Annotated in this window: 17 protein-coding genes; 16 read left to right on the forward strand and 1 reads right to left on the reverse strand. The window is 54.4% G+C overall.

The window, feature by feature from the left end:
- The first annotated feature begins 22 nt into the window (after positions 1-22).
- The 5 genes from IPM28_14105 (at position 23) to IPM28_14125 (ending at position 4713) form a co-directional block, all read left to right on the forward strand.
- Positions 23-877, forward strand: a complete 855-nt coding sequence (locus tag IPM28_14105) for a purine-nucleoside phosphorylase (protein ID MBK9174114.1) — start codon at positions 23-25, stop codon at positions 875-877.
- Positions 874-1503, forward strand: a complete 630-nt coding sequence (gene udk / locus IPM28_14110) for a uridine kinase (GenBank protein MBK9174115.1) — start codon at positions 874-876, stop codon at positions 1501-1503. Before IPM28_14105 ends, udk begins: the two co-directional genes overlap by 4 nt.
- Positions 1504-1902, forward strand: a complete 399-nt coding sequence (locus tag IPM28_14115) for a cytidine deaminase (GenBank protein MBK9174116.1) — start codon at positions 1504-1506, stop codon at positions 1900-1902.
- A gap of 6 nt (positions 1903-1908) precedes the next feature.
- Positions 1909-3315, forward strand: coding sequence for an amidohydrolase (locus IPM28_14120; GenBank protein MBK9174117.1), 1407 nt, complete (start codon positions 1909-1911; stop codon positions 3313-3315).
- A gap of 138 nt (positions 3316-3453) precedes the next feature.
- Positions 3454-4713, forward strand: a complete 1260-nt coding sequence (locus IPM28_14125) for an energy transducer TonB (protein MBK9174118.1) — start codon at positions 3454-3456, stop codon at positions 4711-4713.
- A 123-nt stretch (positions 4714-4836) separates the two neighbouring features.
- Here IPM28_14125 and IPM28_14130 read toward each other — a convergent pair whose 3' ends face one another.
- Positions 4837-5244, reverse strand: coding sequence for a hypothetical protein (locus tag IPM28_14130; GenBank protein MBK9174119.1), 408 nt, complete (start codon positions 5242-5244; stop codon positions 4837-4839).
- 92 nt (positions 5245-5336) lie between these two features.
- On the opposite strand from IPM28_14130, the gene IPM28_14135 reads away from it, so the two are divergent.
- The 11 genes from IPM28_14135 to IPM28_14185 all read left to right on the forward strand — a co-directional run bounded on the left by IPM28_14135 (position 5337) and on the right by IPM28_14185 (position 17181).
- A complete protein-coding gene (locus IPM28_14135) occupies positions 5337-8606 on the forward strand; it encodes a hypothetical protein (GenBank protein ID MBK9174120.1) in 3270 nt (1089 codons plus the stop codon).
- Between the two features lie 169 nt (positions 8607-8775).
- A complete protein-coding gene (locus IPM28_14140; protein ID MBK9174121.1) occupies positions 8776-9255 on the forward strand; it encodes an Rrf2 family transcriptional regulator in 480 nt (159 codons plus the stop codon).
- Between the two features lie 23 nt (positions 9256-9278).
- Positions 9279-10718 (forward strand): Fe-S cluster assembly protein SufB, encoded by a 1440-nt coding sequence (gene sufB, locus IPM28_14145; protein ID MBK9174122.1) that lies wholly within the window; start codon positions 9279-9281, stop codon positions 10716-10718.
- A 232-nt stretch (positions 10719-10950) separates the two neighbouring features.
- Positions 10951-11334 carry a RidA family protein gene (locus tag IPM28_14150; GenBank protein MBK9174123.1) on the forward strand — a complete coding sequence of 128 codons (384 nt, stop codon included), beginning with the start codon at positions 10951-10953 and terminating at the stop codon, positions 11332-11334.
- 6 nt (positions 11335-11340) lie between these two features.
- The gene (locus IPM28_14155; protein ID MBK9174124.1) at positions 11341-12312 is read left to right on the forward strand and encodes a sodium-dependent bicarbonate transport family permease; all 972 of its coding nucleotides are present in this window, start codon (positions 11341-11343) and stop codon (positions 12310-12312) included.
- Positions 12313-12382: 70 nt separating this feature from the next.
- Complete coding sequence (locus IPM28_14160) at positions 12383-12811, forward strand: RidA family protein (GenBank protein MBK9174125.1); 429 nt, start codon at positions 12383-12385, stop codon at positions 12809-12811.
- Between the two features lie 6 nt (positions 12812-12817).
- A complete protein-coding gene (locus IPM28_14165) occupies positions 12818-13078 on the forward strand; it encodes a nicotinamide mononucleotide transporter (GenBank protein ID MBK9174126.1) in 261 nt (86 codons plus the stop codon).
- Positions 13075-13893 (forward strand): PhzF family phenazine biosynthesis protein, encoded by an 819-nt coding sequence (locus IPM28_14170; GenBank protein ID MBK9174127.1) that lies wholly within the window; start codon positions 13075-13077, stop codon positions 13891-13893. The genes IPM28_14165 and IPM28_14170 overlap by 4 nt, the downstream gene beginning before the upstream one ends.
- A 53-nt stretch (positions 13894-13946) precedes the next feature.
- Positions 13947-14699, forward strand: a complete 753-nt coding sequence (sufC, locus tag IPM28_14175; GenBank protein MBK9174128.1) for a Fe-S cluster assembly ATPase SufC — start codon at positions 13947-13949, stop codon at positions 14697-14699.
- Complete coding sequence (locus tag IPM28_14180) at positions 14700-15053, forward strand: DUF3703 domain-containing protein (GenBank protein ID MBK9174129.1); 354 nt, start codon at positions 14700-14702, stop codon at positions 15051-15053. It abuts the gene before it with no gap.
- Between the two features lie 4 nt (positions 15054-15057).
- Positions 15058-17181, forward strand: coding sequence for a glycosyltransferase family 39 protein (locus IPM28_14185; protein MBK9174130.1), 2124 nt, complete (start codon positions 15058-15060; stop codon positions 17179-17181).
- Position 17182 lies beyond the last annotated feature (1 nt).

Raw genomic sequence — 17182 nt, forward strand, 5'->3', positions numbered from 1 at the left:
CATAGGCAAGGTCAGATCCGGAATGAACTACGATCAGGCAACAGAAGCCGCAGAATTCATCAGATCGAAATACTCGGGGGAACCGAAGGTCGCCATAGTTTTGGGCAGCGGGCTCGGGGCGTTTGCTGATGACCTCGTGAATGCGGTTCACATTCCCTATTCCGAGATCCCGCATTTCGCGGTCTCGACCGTCGAAGGGCATGCCGGCCAGTTGGTGCTTGGTGAAGCCGAGGGGATCCCGGTCGCGGTCCAGCAGGGCCGTTTCCATTATTACGAAGGCTATTCGATGGAACAAGTGATGTTTCCGATGCGCGCGTTCGGCCGGGCCGGTATCGAGACCGTGATCCTCACGAACGCCGCCGGCAGCCTTGAATCCGAGTTTCGCCCAGGCAGCCTCATGCTGATAACCGACCACCTTAACTGTATGGGCGTCAACCCGTTGCGGGGCAAGAATGATACGCGGTTCGGACCCCGGTTTCCGGATATGACCGAAGTTTATGACCGGGAGCTGCAAAAGATCGCGGACGAACAGGCAAATGCCATAGCACACGAACGGTTCGAGAAAGGCATCGACGAAGCAAAGATCGATTTTCTACATCGCGGCGTTTACTGCGCACTTTCGGGCCCAACATATGAAACGCCTTCCGAGGTGAGGATGTACCGTCAGCTCGGGGCGAATGCGGTCGGAATGTCGACCGTGCCCGAGGCGATCGCGGCGCGTCATCAGGGAACGAGGGTTCTCGGTATCTCGTGCATCACGAATTTTGCGGCCGGCATGACGGGCGAAAGCATCAATCATCAGGAAGTAATGGAAACCGGCGCAAAAGTAGCCGAGATATTCAGAGAACTGCTTCGACGGATCGTCGCGAGAATATGATCATTGGCATTTGCGGTGGAACAGGTTCTGGAAAAACGACCATAGCGCGGTCGATCGTTGACGCTGTCGGGAAAACGAATGTCGTCCTGGTCGAACAGGATTCGTATTATCGGAACCTCGCTGATATGCCGCTCGACGAGCGGCATCAGGCGAATTTTGATCATCCTGATTCGATCGACAGCGACATGCTGGTCAATCACCTGATCAGGCTCAAACAGGGATTGACGGTCGAAATGCCGCTTTACGATTTTGTCACGCACACGCGAAGCGACAAGATCATAACCATCGAGCCAAAACCGGTGGTCATCGTCGAGGGAATATTGATCTTTGCCGAATCGCGTGTGCTCGACCTGCTCGACCTGCGTGTATTTGTCGACACACCGGATGATGTACGATTGATCCGCCGCCTTCGGCGCGACATAAACGAACGCGGCCGCACGTTTGAACGTACCCTTGAGCAATACGAACGAACCATACGCCCTATGCATTTCGAGTTTGTTGAGCCATCCAAGCGGCATGCGGACATCATCATACCCGAAGCGGCGCAGCCCGGGATCACGGTCGAGGTTCTTTGCGGACTTGTTCGCGAGAGGCTTAAAGAAGAGAAGGCTGCCGTAATTCAGTAGATGAAACATACCGAGAAAGAATTGATCGATGCCGCCGCGGACGTTCGCAAAAGGGCATATGCTCCATACTCGAACTTCAAGGTCGGTGCCGCGGTAGAGACCGAGGACGGCGCGATCTATACCGGCTGCAACGTCGAATCGGCGAGCTACGGATTAACGGTCTGCGCCGAACGCGTTTCCATCTGGAAAGGCATATCCCGCGGCGTAACGAAATTCGGCCGGATCGCGGTCGTTGTCGATACCGAAGAGTTGACGCCGCCGTGCGGTGTCTGCCGGCAGATCATCTGGGAATTCTGCGGCGATGTGCCGGTCATCCTCGCGAATCTCCACGGCAAGACCGAGACCATCATGATGAGCGAACTGCTCCCGCGTGCGTTCGATTCAAAGTTTCTCAAGTAACCTAAAATGCGACCCATAAAGCCCTTTTTTGCACTCATTCTGATCTCATTGATATCGGCGAACGGATCCGGACAGGCTGCAGCCCGAGCCAAGGCAGACCTTATAATTGTCGGCGGGACCGTCGTCACTATGGACAAAGACCGCCGCGTCATCGAGAACGGCGGGATAGCTATCCGTCAGGACAAGTTATTAGCCGTCGGGACGCGGGCTGAGATCGAGCGCGGATACTATGCGGCTACGGTCACGAACGCGACGGGCAGCGTCGTAATTCCCGGCCTTATCAATACACATACGCATGTACCGATGACGCTCTTCCGCGGCATTGCGGATGATATGGACCTGCAGGAATGGCTGACCAAGTTCATCTTTCCGGCGGAGGCAAAGAACGTCAACGAGGCATTCGTTCGGGCAGGAACGCGGCTCGGCCTTGCCGAGATGATCCGCGGCGGCACGACGACGTTCTGCGACATGTATTATTTCGAGGACGCGATCGCCGAAGAGACGAAAAAGGCCGGTATGCGCGGCGTGCTCGGTGAAACGGTGCTCGATTTTCCGGCACCCGACAACAAGACTTTCGCCGAGGGCCTGGAATACACCGAGAGATTCATAAAGCGATGGCAGGGCGACCCTTTGATCGTTCCGGCGATCGCCCCGCATGCTCCATACACCGTTAGCGAAGACAATCTGACCCAGGCCCGCGCGATGTCCGACAGGCTAAGGGCGCCGCTTGTCATACACCTAGCCGAGGCGAATACAGAAACCGAGTTCATCCAGCAGAAGCACGAAGGGATGCGGCCGATCGAATTCATGCAGAAGATCGCGTTCTTTAACGACCGAACGATCGCTGCGCATGTGATCCAGGCAAACGCAGCAGAACTGGATATTTTGAAGCGATATAACGTCGGCATCGCGCACAACCCGCAATCGAACATGAAGCTCGCGGCCGGCGTCGCACCCGTCCCGCTGATGCTGCAAAAAGGTCTGTCGGTCGGGCTTGGAACTGACGGCCCGGCATCGAACAACGACCTTAGCCTTTGGGAAGAGATGGACACCGCGGCAAAGCTGCATAAACTGCATCTGGGCGATCCGAAGGTCCTGACCGCCGAACAGGCATTTACGATGGCGACGATCGGCGGCGCACGTGCGCTACACCTTGGCGATTTGATCGGTTCGCTAGAGGCCGGAAAGCGGGCCGATATTGCGATCGTAGATTTCAGCGGCCTGCATCAGACACCGTTCTTTAACGTTTATTCGCATCTTGTCTATGCGACCAAAGCCTCGGATGTGAGTTCGGTGATCATCAACGGACGGATCGTCATGCAAAACCGGCGGTTGCTCACTTTGAACGAAAATGCTATAAAACAGGAAGCAATCACATACCGCAATAAAATCATCGAAAGTTTGAAGAATTGAGTTGCGGGCTTTAACAGAAGCCCTTTTTGATAATTTTCCGAACGGCGGTATGTGACGCACGGGTCATAAAGAGTGAGCCTTACCCCGAGGAGTTCGCTTGGCCTTTACGGAGAATTTAAGTCGGAAAGGAGGACTGAAATGCCGCTAAAAGTCAGCAGGTCATGCACTTCGATAGTCTCATTAATTTTCGTTTTCATATCATCGGCTTACGCTCAGAGTCCGCAGCCGACCCAACCTCAGCCGGCCAGATCGCCCGAGGCCCAAACGCAGACACCTGTTAAAACACCGACCGCAGGCGAGATAATGCATGAGCGGATCTCGAAGGCAAAGGCCTTTATCGCGGTGCGCAATTATCCGGCCGCGGTCTACGAACTCGAGAGTATCCGCCGCGAATCGGCCGACCCATCGGTAAACGCCGTGGCAGCCGTATTGCTGATGAACAGTTTTCTCGAACAAGGCAATTACAAGCGGGCACAGGAGCTTCTGACCGAAGCATTCCGTTCCTACAAGGCAAACAACTCAAATTCGTCCGTGCTTTATCCATCGGTCGCTGGACAGGTCGTCAAGGGTGCGCGAAATCAGACCGACCGTTATCGCGGGCTCGGGTTGGCCGTATCCGAACGCAATCTGCCGCTTGAGGCCGTGACGGACATCGAACAGATGCGATCAACGCTCGAGATGGTCGTATCACAGGCAAAAGAGATCGCCAAAGACAAAGAGAAGATCGCCGTTGCGATACCCTTGCTCGAAGAAGCCGTTACCGCACGCAGTGCTTTAGGCCGCGACGAATACGATGCACGACGTTGGCGCGACGAGATCGCCGATTCGCGCGAGCAAATGGCAAGTTCGCAGAGCGTTATCCTCAATGCCGTGACCGAGACCGCGGTCACGAACACCATCGCCGAAAATTCAAAACCCCTGACGATCGCGGCGACCAAAGAGACCTCGGTCCCGTCCGATACCTCGGTCGCATCGCTCGACACGCCCGAAGCCCCGGAGTCAAAACCCGCAGATAACAAGCCTGTTCAGCAGCGCCCGGTGCTGGTGGTCGGCGGCGGGACGAAAGCAAACGATACCAAGGATGAGGAAGCTGAAAAGCCAGCGGCGGCCGTGTCTTCGGGCCCGGTCGAGGTCGGGTCGCTGATCAATTACGCCACAAAACAGCAGCCGCCGACATACCCTGCGACGGCCCGCCAGATGCGTGCGACCGGTGTCGTTCGCCTCGAGATCGAAGTTGATGAGAATGGCGAGGTCGCCGAGGTCAATAAGGCGAGTGGCCCGACACTGCTGCAGCCGGCAGCCCGCGACGCGATAAAAAAATGGCGGTTCAAACCCTTTACGCGCGATGGCCAGCCTGTACGAGCGACCGGATTCGTTAATTTCAACTTCTCGCTTTAGCAACCGCCTTTCCGATCTTGTGTTCACCGCAGCGAACTTTCGGATCGATACGCTTGAGCCAACTCCATCGGTCAAGCATGGCGTTATCCGCATGAAATGAACCTTGTTCTATTGCCTTCGTAGCTAAGGACTGATCACCTTGAGCTTACCTGCTGCCAGCGCCGAAAAGCATGCGTCCGACAAGATCTGGTCATCGCTGCTTCCCTTATGCCTGATGCCGATGACCATTCCCTGCATATTGTTATGAAGGTCCATCTCTTTTTCAGCAGGTGGATTTGAGGGAACATCCTCGTGAGCCGTTGTGAATGCATACGCCGCGAGAAACCCAACGTCACGGGTCAGCAAAGCTGACCAATAACAATGCCTGAAGGCGTCCGAATTATCATTACGTCCCTGATGGCCGAACCGTTTTACGGTTTCAGCAAACGCCTTGTCTTTTGCGACGGGTACGGCGGTTCCGAGAGCGGGATATTGAGCGATCGCGAGTTTCTCGCTCGGGTTCAACTTGTTCCATTGTTCGTAAGCACTCATCTTTTTGAACACTCCTTTTCATGTTGATAAAGGCGGATTATTCTATTGCAGAAGACGACTTTTCATTTTTTTCGGCATCATATATTAGCTATATGGCCAAACACAATTTGAAAAAGATGCTCCTGCCGGCCGTTTTGTTGACGGCATACATTTCGGCATTTGCTCAGCCTTTGATGGCTCAGCCGCTTGCGACGCCTGACGCCCCACCGATCGAGCCCGGAGTTTCGCTTACGCTCGCGAAATGGCGGGCCGAGCGCTACAGCGACGTCCGCTACAAGCTGAACCTGACGCTCGAGAAGATGTCGCCTCTGCTGAAAGGGACGATGGAAGTGCGGGTGCGAGTGGCGGAGAAAGGGAGTTGGGGAGTGAAGGAGTCAGTACCACCTGCGGTATCTGGTGGCGGAACCGCACAGGCGGAAACACGACCGGTAGGGAGTGTGCCCCATATTGTTCTCGACTGGCGCAAGATAAAAGGTCACGAAGAAAAGTCGACGATCTCGAATGTTTCCGTTAACGGTCGGCCTGTGACAATTACGTCCTCGCCGCCCGCTACCGTAGGTGGTACCGACATGTCGTACTCCGAAGAAAACGAGCACCTCATCTTTTACGACAATGTCGTCATCGGCGAGAACGTGATCAAGCTGGATTTCACCTCGCCGATATTGACCAGCGGGTCGGCGATCACGCGGTATGTGGATAAAGAGGACGGGTCGGAGTATATCTACTCGCTCTTTGTCCCAAGCGACGCGAGCACGGCGTTTCCGGTGTTTGACCAACCGGATCTGAAGGCCAGATTTACGCTGACCGTTCGTACTCCATTTGATTGGCTTTCGATATCAAACACAGACGCACCGCAGCGGTTCGCTATGGATCCGGGAGCTCCAATCACCTCAATATTCGAGGAAACTAAACCAATCAGCACCTACGTCTTCGCATTCGCGGCCGGACCGTTCGAAAAGGTCACAGGCGGAAACCTGAGCGGTAGGGAGGGTGTCTCTTCGCCGCCGAATAAGAACACCCTCCCTACGGGTCGGGTTTCCGCATCGGGTGTCAGTAGCCCGCACGTTAGTAAGGGCTCAACGTCGCGCAACGACAACGTTGAGCCCTTACTAACGGTCGGGCTACAGACACCGGAGACCAGCATCTACGTCCGCAAGTCACAGGCCGCTAAGTTCAAGCCTCATGCCGCTGAGGTCTTTCGGCTGAATCGCGAGGCCGTCAAATACTTCGAGGAGTATTTCGATTACAAGTTTCCATTCTCTAAGTACGATCTGGTGCTGATACCGGAGTTTCCGTTTGGCGGGATGGAGCATGCGGGGGCGACGTTTTTGCGGGAATCGGCGATCATCTTTCCGCAGGAGCCGACCAAGAACGACCATATCTCGCGGGCTTTGCTGATCTTTCACGAGGCGTCGCACCAGTGGTTCGGCGACACGGTGACGATGCGGTGGTTCGACGACCTTTGGCTGAAAGAGGGCTTTGCGACCTTTACGGCGTACAAGGCGATGGAAAAGACCATGTCCGAGATGAACGCCTGGAAGGTCTTCTACGAACGCGTCAAACAGGCCGCTTACCAGACCGATTCCACCAAAGGCACGACGCCGATCTATCAAGAGATACCGAACCTCTCCGCCGCAAAATCCGCCTATGGCAACATCGTCTACAACAAAGCCCCGGCGTTCCTCCGCCAGGCGGAGTTTTATCTCGGTGAAGACAAGTTCCAGACGGCCGTCCGGGCGTTTTTGAAGAAGTATGAGTTTGGGAATGCGGGGTGGGAAGATCTGGTTAAGGAGTTTGGTACAGCGACAAATAGTAATTTGACTGACTGGGCACGAACCTGGGTGAAGCAATCAGGATTGCCAACTTTCAGGCTTTGCATCGAAGATTATTCAAGATCCACAAAATTGACTGGTCGACCTGGAGAAATCACTCTACTTTTTTCTCAGACAGGATTTCCTTGCTATCCGCGTACAAACAGACGGAGTAATGCATCTATTTGGCCCGAAGGACTGCAATTCTACTATGTTCTGGCAAACGGCAAAACAAGAGTAGAAAGGGTAACTTTGGGCAAGAATGATCGTGAGATCGAGGAAATATGGGGCTACAACTTTGGCGATCTAGCGTCGAAATCAACAAGGAAAGAACTCGAGGCTCCTAAATTTATTCAAACTAACTATGGCGACTACGGCTACGGCATTTTCCTCCTCGACGAGAAGAGCCGCGAGTATGTTCTGAAGAACATCCAGAACGAAGAGGACCCGTTCCTGCGGTCGATGATGTGGGGCGCGCTTTGGGACAGCGTCCGCGAGGGCGAGCTCGACCCGCGTGAATATGTGGAGCTGGTGGTGAAGGTGTTGCAGAGGCCCACGCGTGAGCAAGGGCTTAACGCTCAAGCTGGAAGTAAAGCCCTTACTGACGTGCGGGCTTCTGCAATTGACGACGAATCGACGACCGCGTTGCTGCTGAACCGCATCGGGACTGCGATGAATTACTACATCGAAGACGGCGACGGTGTCCGTAGCCCGCACGTTAGTAAGGGCTCAAGATCGAGCACGGGCCGCGTTGAGCCCTCGCTCACGGCCTCCACCCCACGCGGAGATGCTCCGGCGGGGACCCCGGGTGTCGGGTTACGGACACGCGTCGAGGACCTGCTGATCGAGCGGATGAAGACTTCGGAGACGCTCGGGCAGCGGATCACATACTATCGGGCGTTTTTGAATATCGCGGCGAGTGAGAAGGCGCGGGGCGTGTTGAAGGAGCTGTTGGCGGGTGTCGGTAGCCCTCATGTTAGTAACGGCTCAACGTTGAGCACGGGCCGCGTTGAGCCCTCCCTCACGGTCGGGCTACTGACACTTCGCACCAAGGACCGGTTCGACATCGTTGCGCGGCTGTTGATCCTGGGCGATTCGGATGCGCCGAAACTATTGGCGGAGCTTGAGAAGACGGAGACGAGCGACGATGCAAAGCGATATGCCTATGCCGCGAGGGCGGGCATCGCAACGGCGGAGAACAAGGCGAAGTACTGGAAGGATTTTACCGAGAACAAAGAAATTTCAGAGAGCTGGATCGAGGCGGCGTTTGGGCCGTGGAACTCGATCCGGCATTCTGAGCTGACATCGCCTTATTTGCAAAAAGCCCTGCAGGAGCTTCCCAATCACAAACGCAACCGCAAGATATTCTTCGTCAACGGCTGGCTCGGCGCCTTCATCGGCGGCCAACGAAGCGAGGAAGCGCTGAACATAATCAACAAATTCCTCGCCGATAACCCATCGCTCGACCGCGACCTGCATCTCAAGATCCTCGAAAACGCCGATATTATTGAACGAGCGGTAAAGATCCGGAAAAGATGGAACGCCCAATAAGGATGAGGGTCAATCGGCCGAGTTTCCGATAAACAGGTGGTTCGATCTCTTGTCTTTCACGGGCCTTCATGGTTCCGTTCTCCAATGGCCTTCAATCTTGACCAAAAAGTAATGATTTGAGATAATCAGCCTATCTGAGAATGCCAGGCCCTATACAGTTGAATAGCTTATGAAAATTTCAGCACAGGAAGAATACGGATTGCGGTGCCTCGTCCAGCTTGCAAATTTGAGCGAGGGCGAAAGCCTGACGCTCCCGCAGATCGCAGAACTCGAAGGCATCTCGTCGGCGAATGCAGGTAAGCTGATGTGGCTGCTTAACAAGGCCGGGTTCGTGAATTCGACGCGCGGCACCAAAGGCGGTTATTTTCTTGCCCGTCCGGCGAGCGATATCTATCTCAACGAGATCATCAAGGTGCTTGACGAGGATGTTCTGGCCGCACATTGCGAGAGCTACACGGGCGTAATGGATAAATGCGTTCACACCGGCGACTGCGGCATCAGGCCCGTGATCGTTGGTCTGCACGAGATCGTAGAAAATGCACTTTCGCGGATAACGCTTGCTCAACTGGTCGGAAATGAAGAATCGGTCGATGCTATGTTCCATCAGATACAAGGAATTCATCGGACGATCGAACCGCAAAGAATTTGAACTCGGAGACCGCGGAGAACACGATGTCGACAGCAGCAGAATTACTCACAAATCGCGAATATAAGTACGGTTTCGTTACCGATATCGAGACCGACACCATCGCAAAAGGGCTTTCGGAAGAAACGGTGCGTTTGATCTCGTCGAAAAAGAACGAGCCGGAATGGCTGCTCGAATTTCGGCTCAAAGCATTCAGAAAGTGGCTGACGATGGAAAAGCCCGATCATTGGGCCAATTTCGCCTACCCTGACATCGACTTTCAGAACATCTCGTATTATTCGGCGCCAAAACAAAAGCCGACGAAGGCGTCGATGGACGAGGTCGATCCGGAACTGATCAAGACTTTCGAGAAGCTTGGCATACCGCTGTCTGAGCAGAAGATGCTGGCTAATGTGGCGGTCGACGCCGTCTTTGATTCGGTCTCGGTCGCGACGACATTCAAGAAAAAGCTGCTCGAGGCAGGTGTGATCTTCTGTTCGTTCACCGAGGCGGTAGCGGATTATCCCGAATTGATCCAGAAATATCTCGGTTCGGTCGTGCCGGTCGGTGATAACTATTACGCGGCATTGAACTCCGCTGTGTTCTCGGACGGCTCGTTCGTCTTTATTCCAAAAGGCGTCCGATGCCCGATGGAATTGTCGACCTATTTCCGCATCAACACACAGGAATCGGGGCAGTTCGAACGCACGCTGATAGTCGCGGAAGAAGGCGGATATGTGGCGTACAACGAAGGCTGCACGGCGCCGCAGTTCGATACAAACCAGCTTCATGCCGCGGTGGTCGAGCTTGTGGCTCTGGACAATGCCGAGATCAAATATTCGACCGTGCAGAACTGGTACGCGGGCGATGAAACGGGCAAGGGCGGCATTTACAACTTTGTCACCAAACGTGGTGCGTGCCGTGGCGTTAATTCGAAGATCTCGTGGACGCAGGTCGAGACCGGCTCGGCGATCACCTGGAAATATCCGAGCGTTATCCTGCAGGGCGATAATTCGATCGGCGAATTTTATTCGGTCGCTTTGACGAACAACGCGCAGATCGCAGACACCGGCACCAAGATGATCCACCTTGGAAAAAACACCAGATCGACGATCGTCTCTAAAGGCATCTCGGCGGGTCGGTCGAACAACTCGTACCGCGGCCTGGTGAAGATCATGCCGAAAGCTTCGGGCGCGCGTAACTACACGCAGTGCGATTCGATGCTTATCGGCGGCAAGTCGGAAGCGAACACGTTCCCTTACATCGAGGTGATGAACAACACTGCCAAGGTCGAACACGAAGCGACAACCTCGAAGATAAGCGAAGATCAGCTTTTTTACCTGCAGCAACGCGGCATCTCGCAAGAAGACGCCGTCTCGCTGATCATCAACGGATTCTGCAAGGAAGTCTTCCGCGAATTGCCGATGGAGTACGCGGTCGAGGCGACGAAGTTATTGGGGCTGAAGCTTGAGGGAAGTGTCGGTTAAAGATGTCTGCTGAGACGATCAAGATCGAGTTAAATTCTGACGAGGCTCTAATTCTATTCGAGTTACTTAGCAGATATTCCGATACCGATGAATTAGCCATTGAGGACCAGGCCGAACAGCGAGTGATGTGGAATCTATGCTGTGACCTGGAAAAATTACTCATCGAACCTTTCTCGAACAATTATCGAGAGATGGTTGTAGACGCTCGGTCCAGAATAAGGGATTCGAAAGAATGAATAAGATTCAACCACCAAACCAACCTCAACCAAAAGGCCATTATAGTCCGGGCATTGAGCATAATGGCTTGATCTACGTTTCGGGGCAGTTGCCGATGACGCTCGATACGCGTGAGCCGTTCACGGGTGACATAGGTGAGCAGACGGAATTGGCGATAAGGAATGTTGAGGCGGTGCTGCACGCGGCGGGCAGCGATCTGAACCATGTTTTGCAGATGACGATATATGTTTCGGATATGGAACTGTGGGACGAGGTGAATAAGAAATACGCCGAGGTTATGGGCGATCATCGGCCGGCAAGGGCAATAGTGCCGGTAAAGGACCTGCACTTCGGGACGAAGATCGAGATTCAGGCGATCGCGGCGGTGCGAGCCGGATAAGTACAGATGGATACAGGGATCCTTATATCGAACCTGACGAATCCTACCCTGCTGTTCTTTGTCATGGGGATCGTCGCGACATTGGTCAAAAGCGATCTTGAGATACCGTCCACGACGATAAAGTTCATTTCGCTTTATCTGCTGTTTGCGATCGGTTTCAAAGGCGGACAGGAATTGTCGCACGGTGGATTTACCACCGAGATACTGCTGTCGTTAATTCTCGGCGTGGTGATCGCATCCTTGATACCGCTCTATACGTTCTTTGTGCTGAAGCGGAAGATGAGCGTCAGCGATGCGGCCGCCGTCGCAGCTACTTATGGTTCGGTGAGCGCGGTCACGTTCGTTGCAGCGACATCATTCCTTGAGGCGCAGGGGGTCGCGTTCGGCGGGCACATGGTGGCCGTAATGGCATTGATGGAATCGCCGGCGATCATTGTCGGCGTGATCCTGATGATGAGATATGATCCAGACCATGATTCACAAAGTGCTGATCTAAAGAGCATCGTCAAGCATTCTTTCACGAATGGAAGCGTGTTGATGATCCTGGGAAGTTTGATCATCGGGATCGTCGCCGATACGAAACAGGCCGAGGGGATCAAGCCATTCACTACAGACATCTTCAAGGGATTTCTTGCGATATTCCTGCTTGAGATGGGAATGGTGACGGCGAAGCGATTTGGTGCGTTTAGAAAATACGGCTGGTTCGTTACGGCGTTCGCGATAGTAGCGCCGATAGTCAACGGGGCGGCCGTTGCGGTGATAAGCGGGCTGGTGACGCAGGACGTCGGGAACCGACTGATGTTCGCGGTGCTGGCGGCGAGTGCATCGTACATTGCCGTTCCGGCGGCGATGCGGCTTGCGGCCCCTAAAGCGGATCCGGGTTTGTACATTCCGATGGCTTTGGGCGTGACGTTTCCGTTCAACATCACTTTTGGTATGCCGATCTATTTTGCGATCGTGCGTTACGTGAGTTTTTAGGAAAGATATGACATTGAGAAAGGGCTCGCTTGCGATCTTATTGCTGCTTGCAGCGGCGATCGGACCGGTCATGCTTTTTGAATCCTCCGGCACCGAGGCCGTGGCACAGACCGCCGCAAAACGAGCGGTTACCGCAGAAAACGCGCCTAAGGCTATCGGGCCTTATTCGCATGGGATCATAGCGAATGGATTTATTTTCCTTGCCGGCAAGATCGGGACCGATCCGAAAACCGACGCTCTCGTTGCCGGAGGCATCGCTGAGCAGACGGACCAGGCCATCAGTAATCTCGAGGCCGTTCTAAAGGCCGCAGGGTCCTCACTTGACGATGTTGTGAAAACGACGGTTTTTCTTGCGGATATGAACGATTTCGCAAAGATGAACGAGATCTACGCGAGGCGGTTCAAGGCACCTTTCCCGGCTCGTTCGACGGTGCAGGTGGCTCGGCTGCCGCGTGATGCGAAGATAGAGATCGAGGCCGTTGCCGTCTTGAGCAAGTAGCGTGTTATGCAATATTACGGCATAGATTGGTTAGCGACGGCGGCGGGTTTGACCGGAGTCTACTTGCTCGGCAACCGAAACCGCTTGGGCTTCCTTGTAATGATGATCGCAAGCTTGAGCTGGATGACTGTCGGGTTTCTGATCAGCAGCATCGCCTTGATATTGGGGAGTGTCGTTTTCTTCACGCTTCATGTGCGCGGTTTTTTGGCATGGCGCCGCGAGGAGCGAAATGCAGCTGACGGCCTACATATTACGGTGGCGAAATGAAGTTGAGTATTTTTCAGATAGATGCTTTCACGAACCGTCCGTTCGGCGGCAATCCCGCGGCGGTCGTGCCGCTTGATGCGTGGCTGCCGGACGACATAATGCAGAACATAGCGCTCGAGAATAACCTGAGCGAGACGGCGTTCTTTGTCAGGCAGGATGACGGTTACGGGCTTCGATGGTTTACGCCGACGTTCGAGATCGACCTTTGCGGCCACGCAACATTGGCAACGGCGTTCGTGTTGTTCGATCAGCTTGGCGCGACCGAACCGGTTTTGCGTTTTCATTCCAAGAGCGGAATGTTGACCGTTGAACGCGATGGCGACAAGCTTGTGCTTGATTTTCCGTCGAGGCCGGCTGCTCGGGCTGATGCTCCCGAGGGTTTGGTCGCGGCGATCGGGCGGGAGCCGATAGAAATATACCGTTCACGCGATTACATGCTGGTTTATGAGAGCGAAGATGATATCCGATCGATATCGCCCGACTTCTCGTCACTTGCAAAAATTCGGACGCATGCCGTGATAGTGACGGCGCCGGGCGAAGAATGCGATTTTGTTTCGCGTTTCTTTGCACCCGAGGCGGGCATCAATGAAGATCCGGTTACGGGTTCGGCGCATTGCAATCTGATACCGTTCTGGGCAGAGAAATTGGGTAAAACGGAGATGTTCGCGCGGCAGCTCAGTTCACGCGGAGGCGAGCTATTTTGCAAGCATGCGGGTGAACGCGTAAAGATAGGCGGCCACGCGACCCTGTATTTGAAGGGTGAGATCTTCGTTGAAGTCTCATCACAAAGCTCACGGAGCGCTCAGAATATTTAAGAACTTCAAAGGGACTTTGAGATCACGGTGATCTCTCTCGTCAGATAAAATCTATGTTGCTGGAAGTAAAAGACCTGCATGCAGGCATTGATGGAAAAGAGATATTAAAGGGGCTGAATCTTCAGGTCAATGAGGGTGAGGTCCACGCGATCATGGGGCCGAACGGGTCAGGAAAGTCGACGTTGTCAAAGGTGTTGGCCGGGCATCCGACTTACGAGGTGATCTCGGGCGAGGTGCTTTTCGAAGGCAAGAACCTGCTCGAACTCGAACCGGACGAACGCGCCCGCGAAGGCGTTTTCATGGCGTTTCAGTATCCGGTCGAGGTTCCGGGTGTTTCTAATTCGCAGTTCCTCAGGATCGCCTACAACGAGAAGATGAAGCATCTCGGCCGCGAAGAGCTCGACCCGCTGGAGTTCAATGACTACCTGAAAGAGAAGGCGAAGATCGTCGAGATGGATCCGCAGTTCTTCAAGCGTTCCGTCAACGAAGGCTTTTCTGGCGGCGAAAAGAAACGCAACGAGATACTGCAGATGGCAGTGCTTGAACCGAAGCTCGCCATTTTGGACGAGACCGATTCGGGGCTTGATATCGACGCGCTTCGCATAGTTGCCGAGGGCGTTAACAAATTGCGTTCGAGCGATAACGCGATCATTCTCGTAACGCACTATCAGCGTCTGCTCAATTATATTCATCCTGATTTCGTGCACGTTTTGGCGAACGGCAAGATCGTCAAGGAAGGCGGCAAGGAACTTGCGATAGAGTTGGAAGAAAAGGGATACGATTGGGTTAAATCTGCGGCTAAGTAAATGAAGACCTTGATCGAAAGACACATCGCGATCGAGATCGCCGAGGCCGAAAGGCTTTCAGCCGCAGGCGAGGCCGAGGCGACGTTTCGGCATTTGGAGCGAGCACATGTCTTGGGTCAATCGAGCACTTATCAGCACACGCGTGTTCACTGGCTAATGCTAAAGCACGGGTTTCGGCAACGGGACACGAAAGAGATAGTTGGACAGGTTTTGCGTATCGGCGGTGCTGCGACAAAAACGCCGCTCGGTATTTATCCGAAAGGGAACACCGGCGGCGCGAACGTACATCCGCTGAAGCCGATGCCGTTGGAACCCGATCTGTCGGAGATTTTGGAACAGGCTGAAAGGGAATAACAATTTGGCAAAGGCGGATCCACAACCGAATCAAAGGTCGCTTGTTCCCGTTCTGACGGCGGCGTGGGCGACGGTTCTGCTTATCGCTTTTTTTGCGAACCGCGGCGATGATGTCGGGCGGCTAGGCCAGCTCATTGGCGATCTCGGCGGCGGCGCTTTGCTTGGCGAGGGCGCTCTCGCCGCTTTTTACGCTGCCGTTGGGGCGGCACTTATCTTTGGCTCGTGGTTAGGTGTCGGACATTTTGCGTTTTCTGCGATCCGGCCGGTCAGAAGCGACGATCATTCGCATATTCTCGAGTTGGCAACCAAGGCCGCGTTGGGGGCGGCTGTTTGGTCAGTAGTCTGGCTCGTCCTGGGGACGGTTGGGCTGTATTCGGCAACGGCTGCGGTCATCGCGATCGTTCTTGGCCAGTTGCTCTTCGCTTTCAGTCTTAAGCGCGTCAGAGAAGTAAAAGAAGAAAGCCGTGTCCCCGAACGGGCGACTCTTGCCGATAAAGCATTGCTTTTACTGATCGCGTTCCCGCTTGGGCTTTCGTTGATCACGAGTCTTGCCCCGCCGACCGCAAAAGACACGCTTCTTTATCACTTTTCCGTACCGAAGCAATTCATCGTCCAGGGAAGCAATGCATTTGTCGATGGCAATATTGCCAGTTATCTCGCGCTCGGGACCGAAATGCACAGCCTTTGGGCGATGCTCTTAGGCAGCCTCGTCAATGGACGCGTTGGTGAGGCCGCCGCGGGTGGCGTGATCTGGCTCTTTTTTCCACTTCTGCTGGCAGCGGTGTTCGGTATTACCCGCGAGATCGGTATTTCGCGGCGTTGGTCGCTGATCGCTGTGCTGATGGTTGCGTCGGTTCCGACGGCTTATCACGTGGCATCAAGCGCTTACATCGACCTCGCACTTGCATTGTACGTTCTGCTCGCGGCCTATGTCCTGACTCGTTGGTGGAAGACGTCGGAAACGAGCTGGCTGGTGTTAATGGCGATATTCCTCGGTGCGGCATTGTCGTCAAAGCTGACCACGCTCTTCGTCATTGCGGCATTTGCCCTGTTGATCTTGTTTCGTGTCAGAAAAGCACAAGCGGCCGAACCGGACCGCGTCGGGAAGATCGCGGCGTTTGCATTCGGGGCTTTGCTGATGGCCGGCGTCATCGCATCGCCGTGGTATGTGCGGACGTGGGCAGAAACGGGCAGCCCGATATTTCCGTTTTATTTGAGCATCGTGCCGGCCGAGGCTCCGGGTTGGGACGTCGAGCGTTCTAACCTGTTCCAAATGATGAATTCGCAATACGGCGGATATGAAAAATCGCCGCTCGACTATCTGCTTGCGCCGTGGAATATTTCGGTCACGGCTCAGCCTGAGATCGCGACGCATTTCGACGGCGTTTTGGGCATCGCATTTCTGATCGGGCTGCCGCTGCTTATCCATACTCTCTGGAAATTCGAACTCCCCGTCGAGGCCAGGATCTTTGCGGCCATCGCTGCGGTGATGTTCTTGTTCTGGTTGTTTTCGAGCCAGCAGCTCCGATATCTGTTGCCGATCGTCCCGCTGCTGGCAATAAGCATCGCGGCATCTGTTCAAGCGATCGCTGGACAACTTGCAGGCAGCTCTAAGTGGTTTGAAGCAGGGTTGGCCGGGGCTTCGGCGGCAATGCTGCTGGTGACCTTCGCCTGGTTCGCGCAAAAGGCTCCGCTTCGGGTCGTGCTGGGCGGGGAAACCCCGGATTCGTATTTAGCGCGCAATATCGACTACTACCCGTACTATCAGTGGCTTAACACTGAATCGGCGCCGGACTCAAAAGCATGGCTGATAAACATGCGGCGCGACACCTATCATCTCGATCGGCCGTATTTTTCGGACTACCTGTTCGAGGATTGGACACTCCGCCGGATGGTATGGGAATCAAGAAACGGCGAGGAACTTAAAGCAAGGGCAGCGGCATTGGGTGTACAGTATATATTGACGCGCCATGATTTTCTCTTCGATCACGAACGCTCACCGCTTGTTGACGATGCGAGACCGAAAGCGGAGAACGAAGCGAAGCTAAGGATGGCGCATGATCTCGTCATGGACAAAGCACGGACGGTGAAGGCAGATCAGAAATTTAGTTTGGTTAAGGTATTTTAGT

Source organism: Chloracidobacterium sp., from assembly GCA_016716305.1.
Lineage (GTDB): Bacteria > Acidobacteriota > Blastocatellia > Pyrinomonadales > Pyrinomonadaceae > OLB17.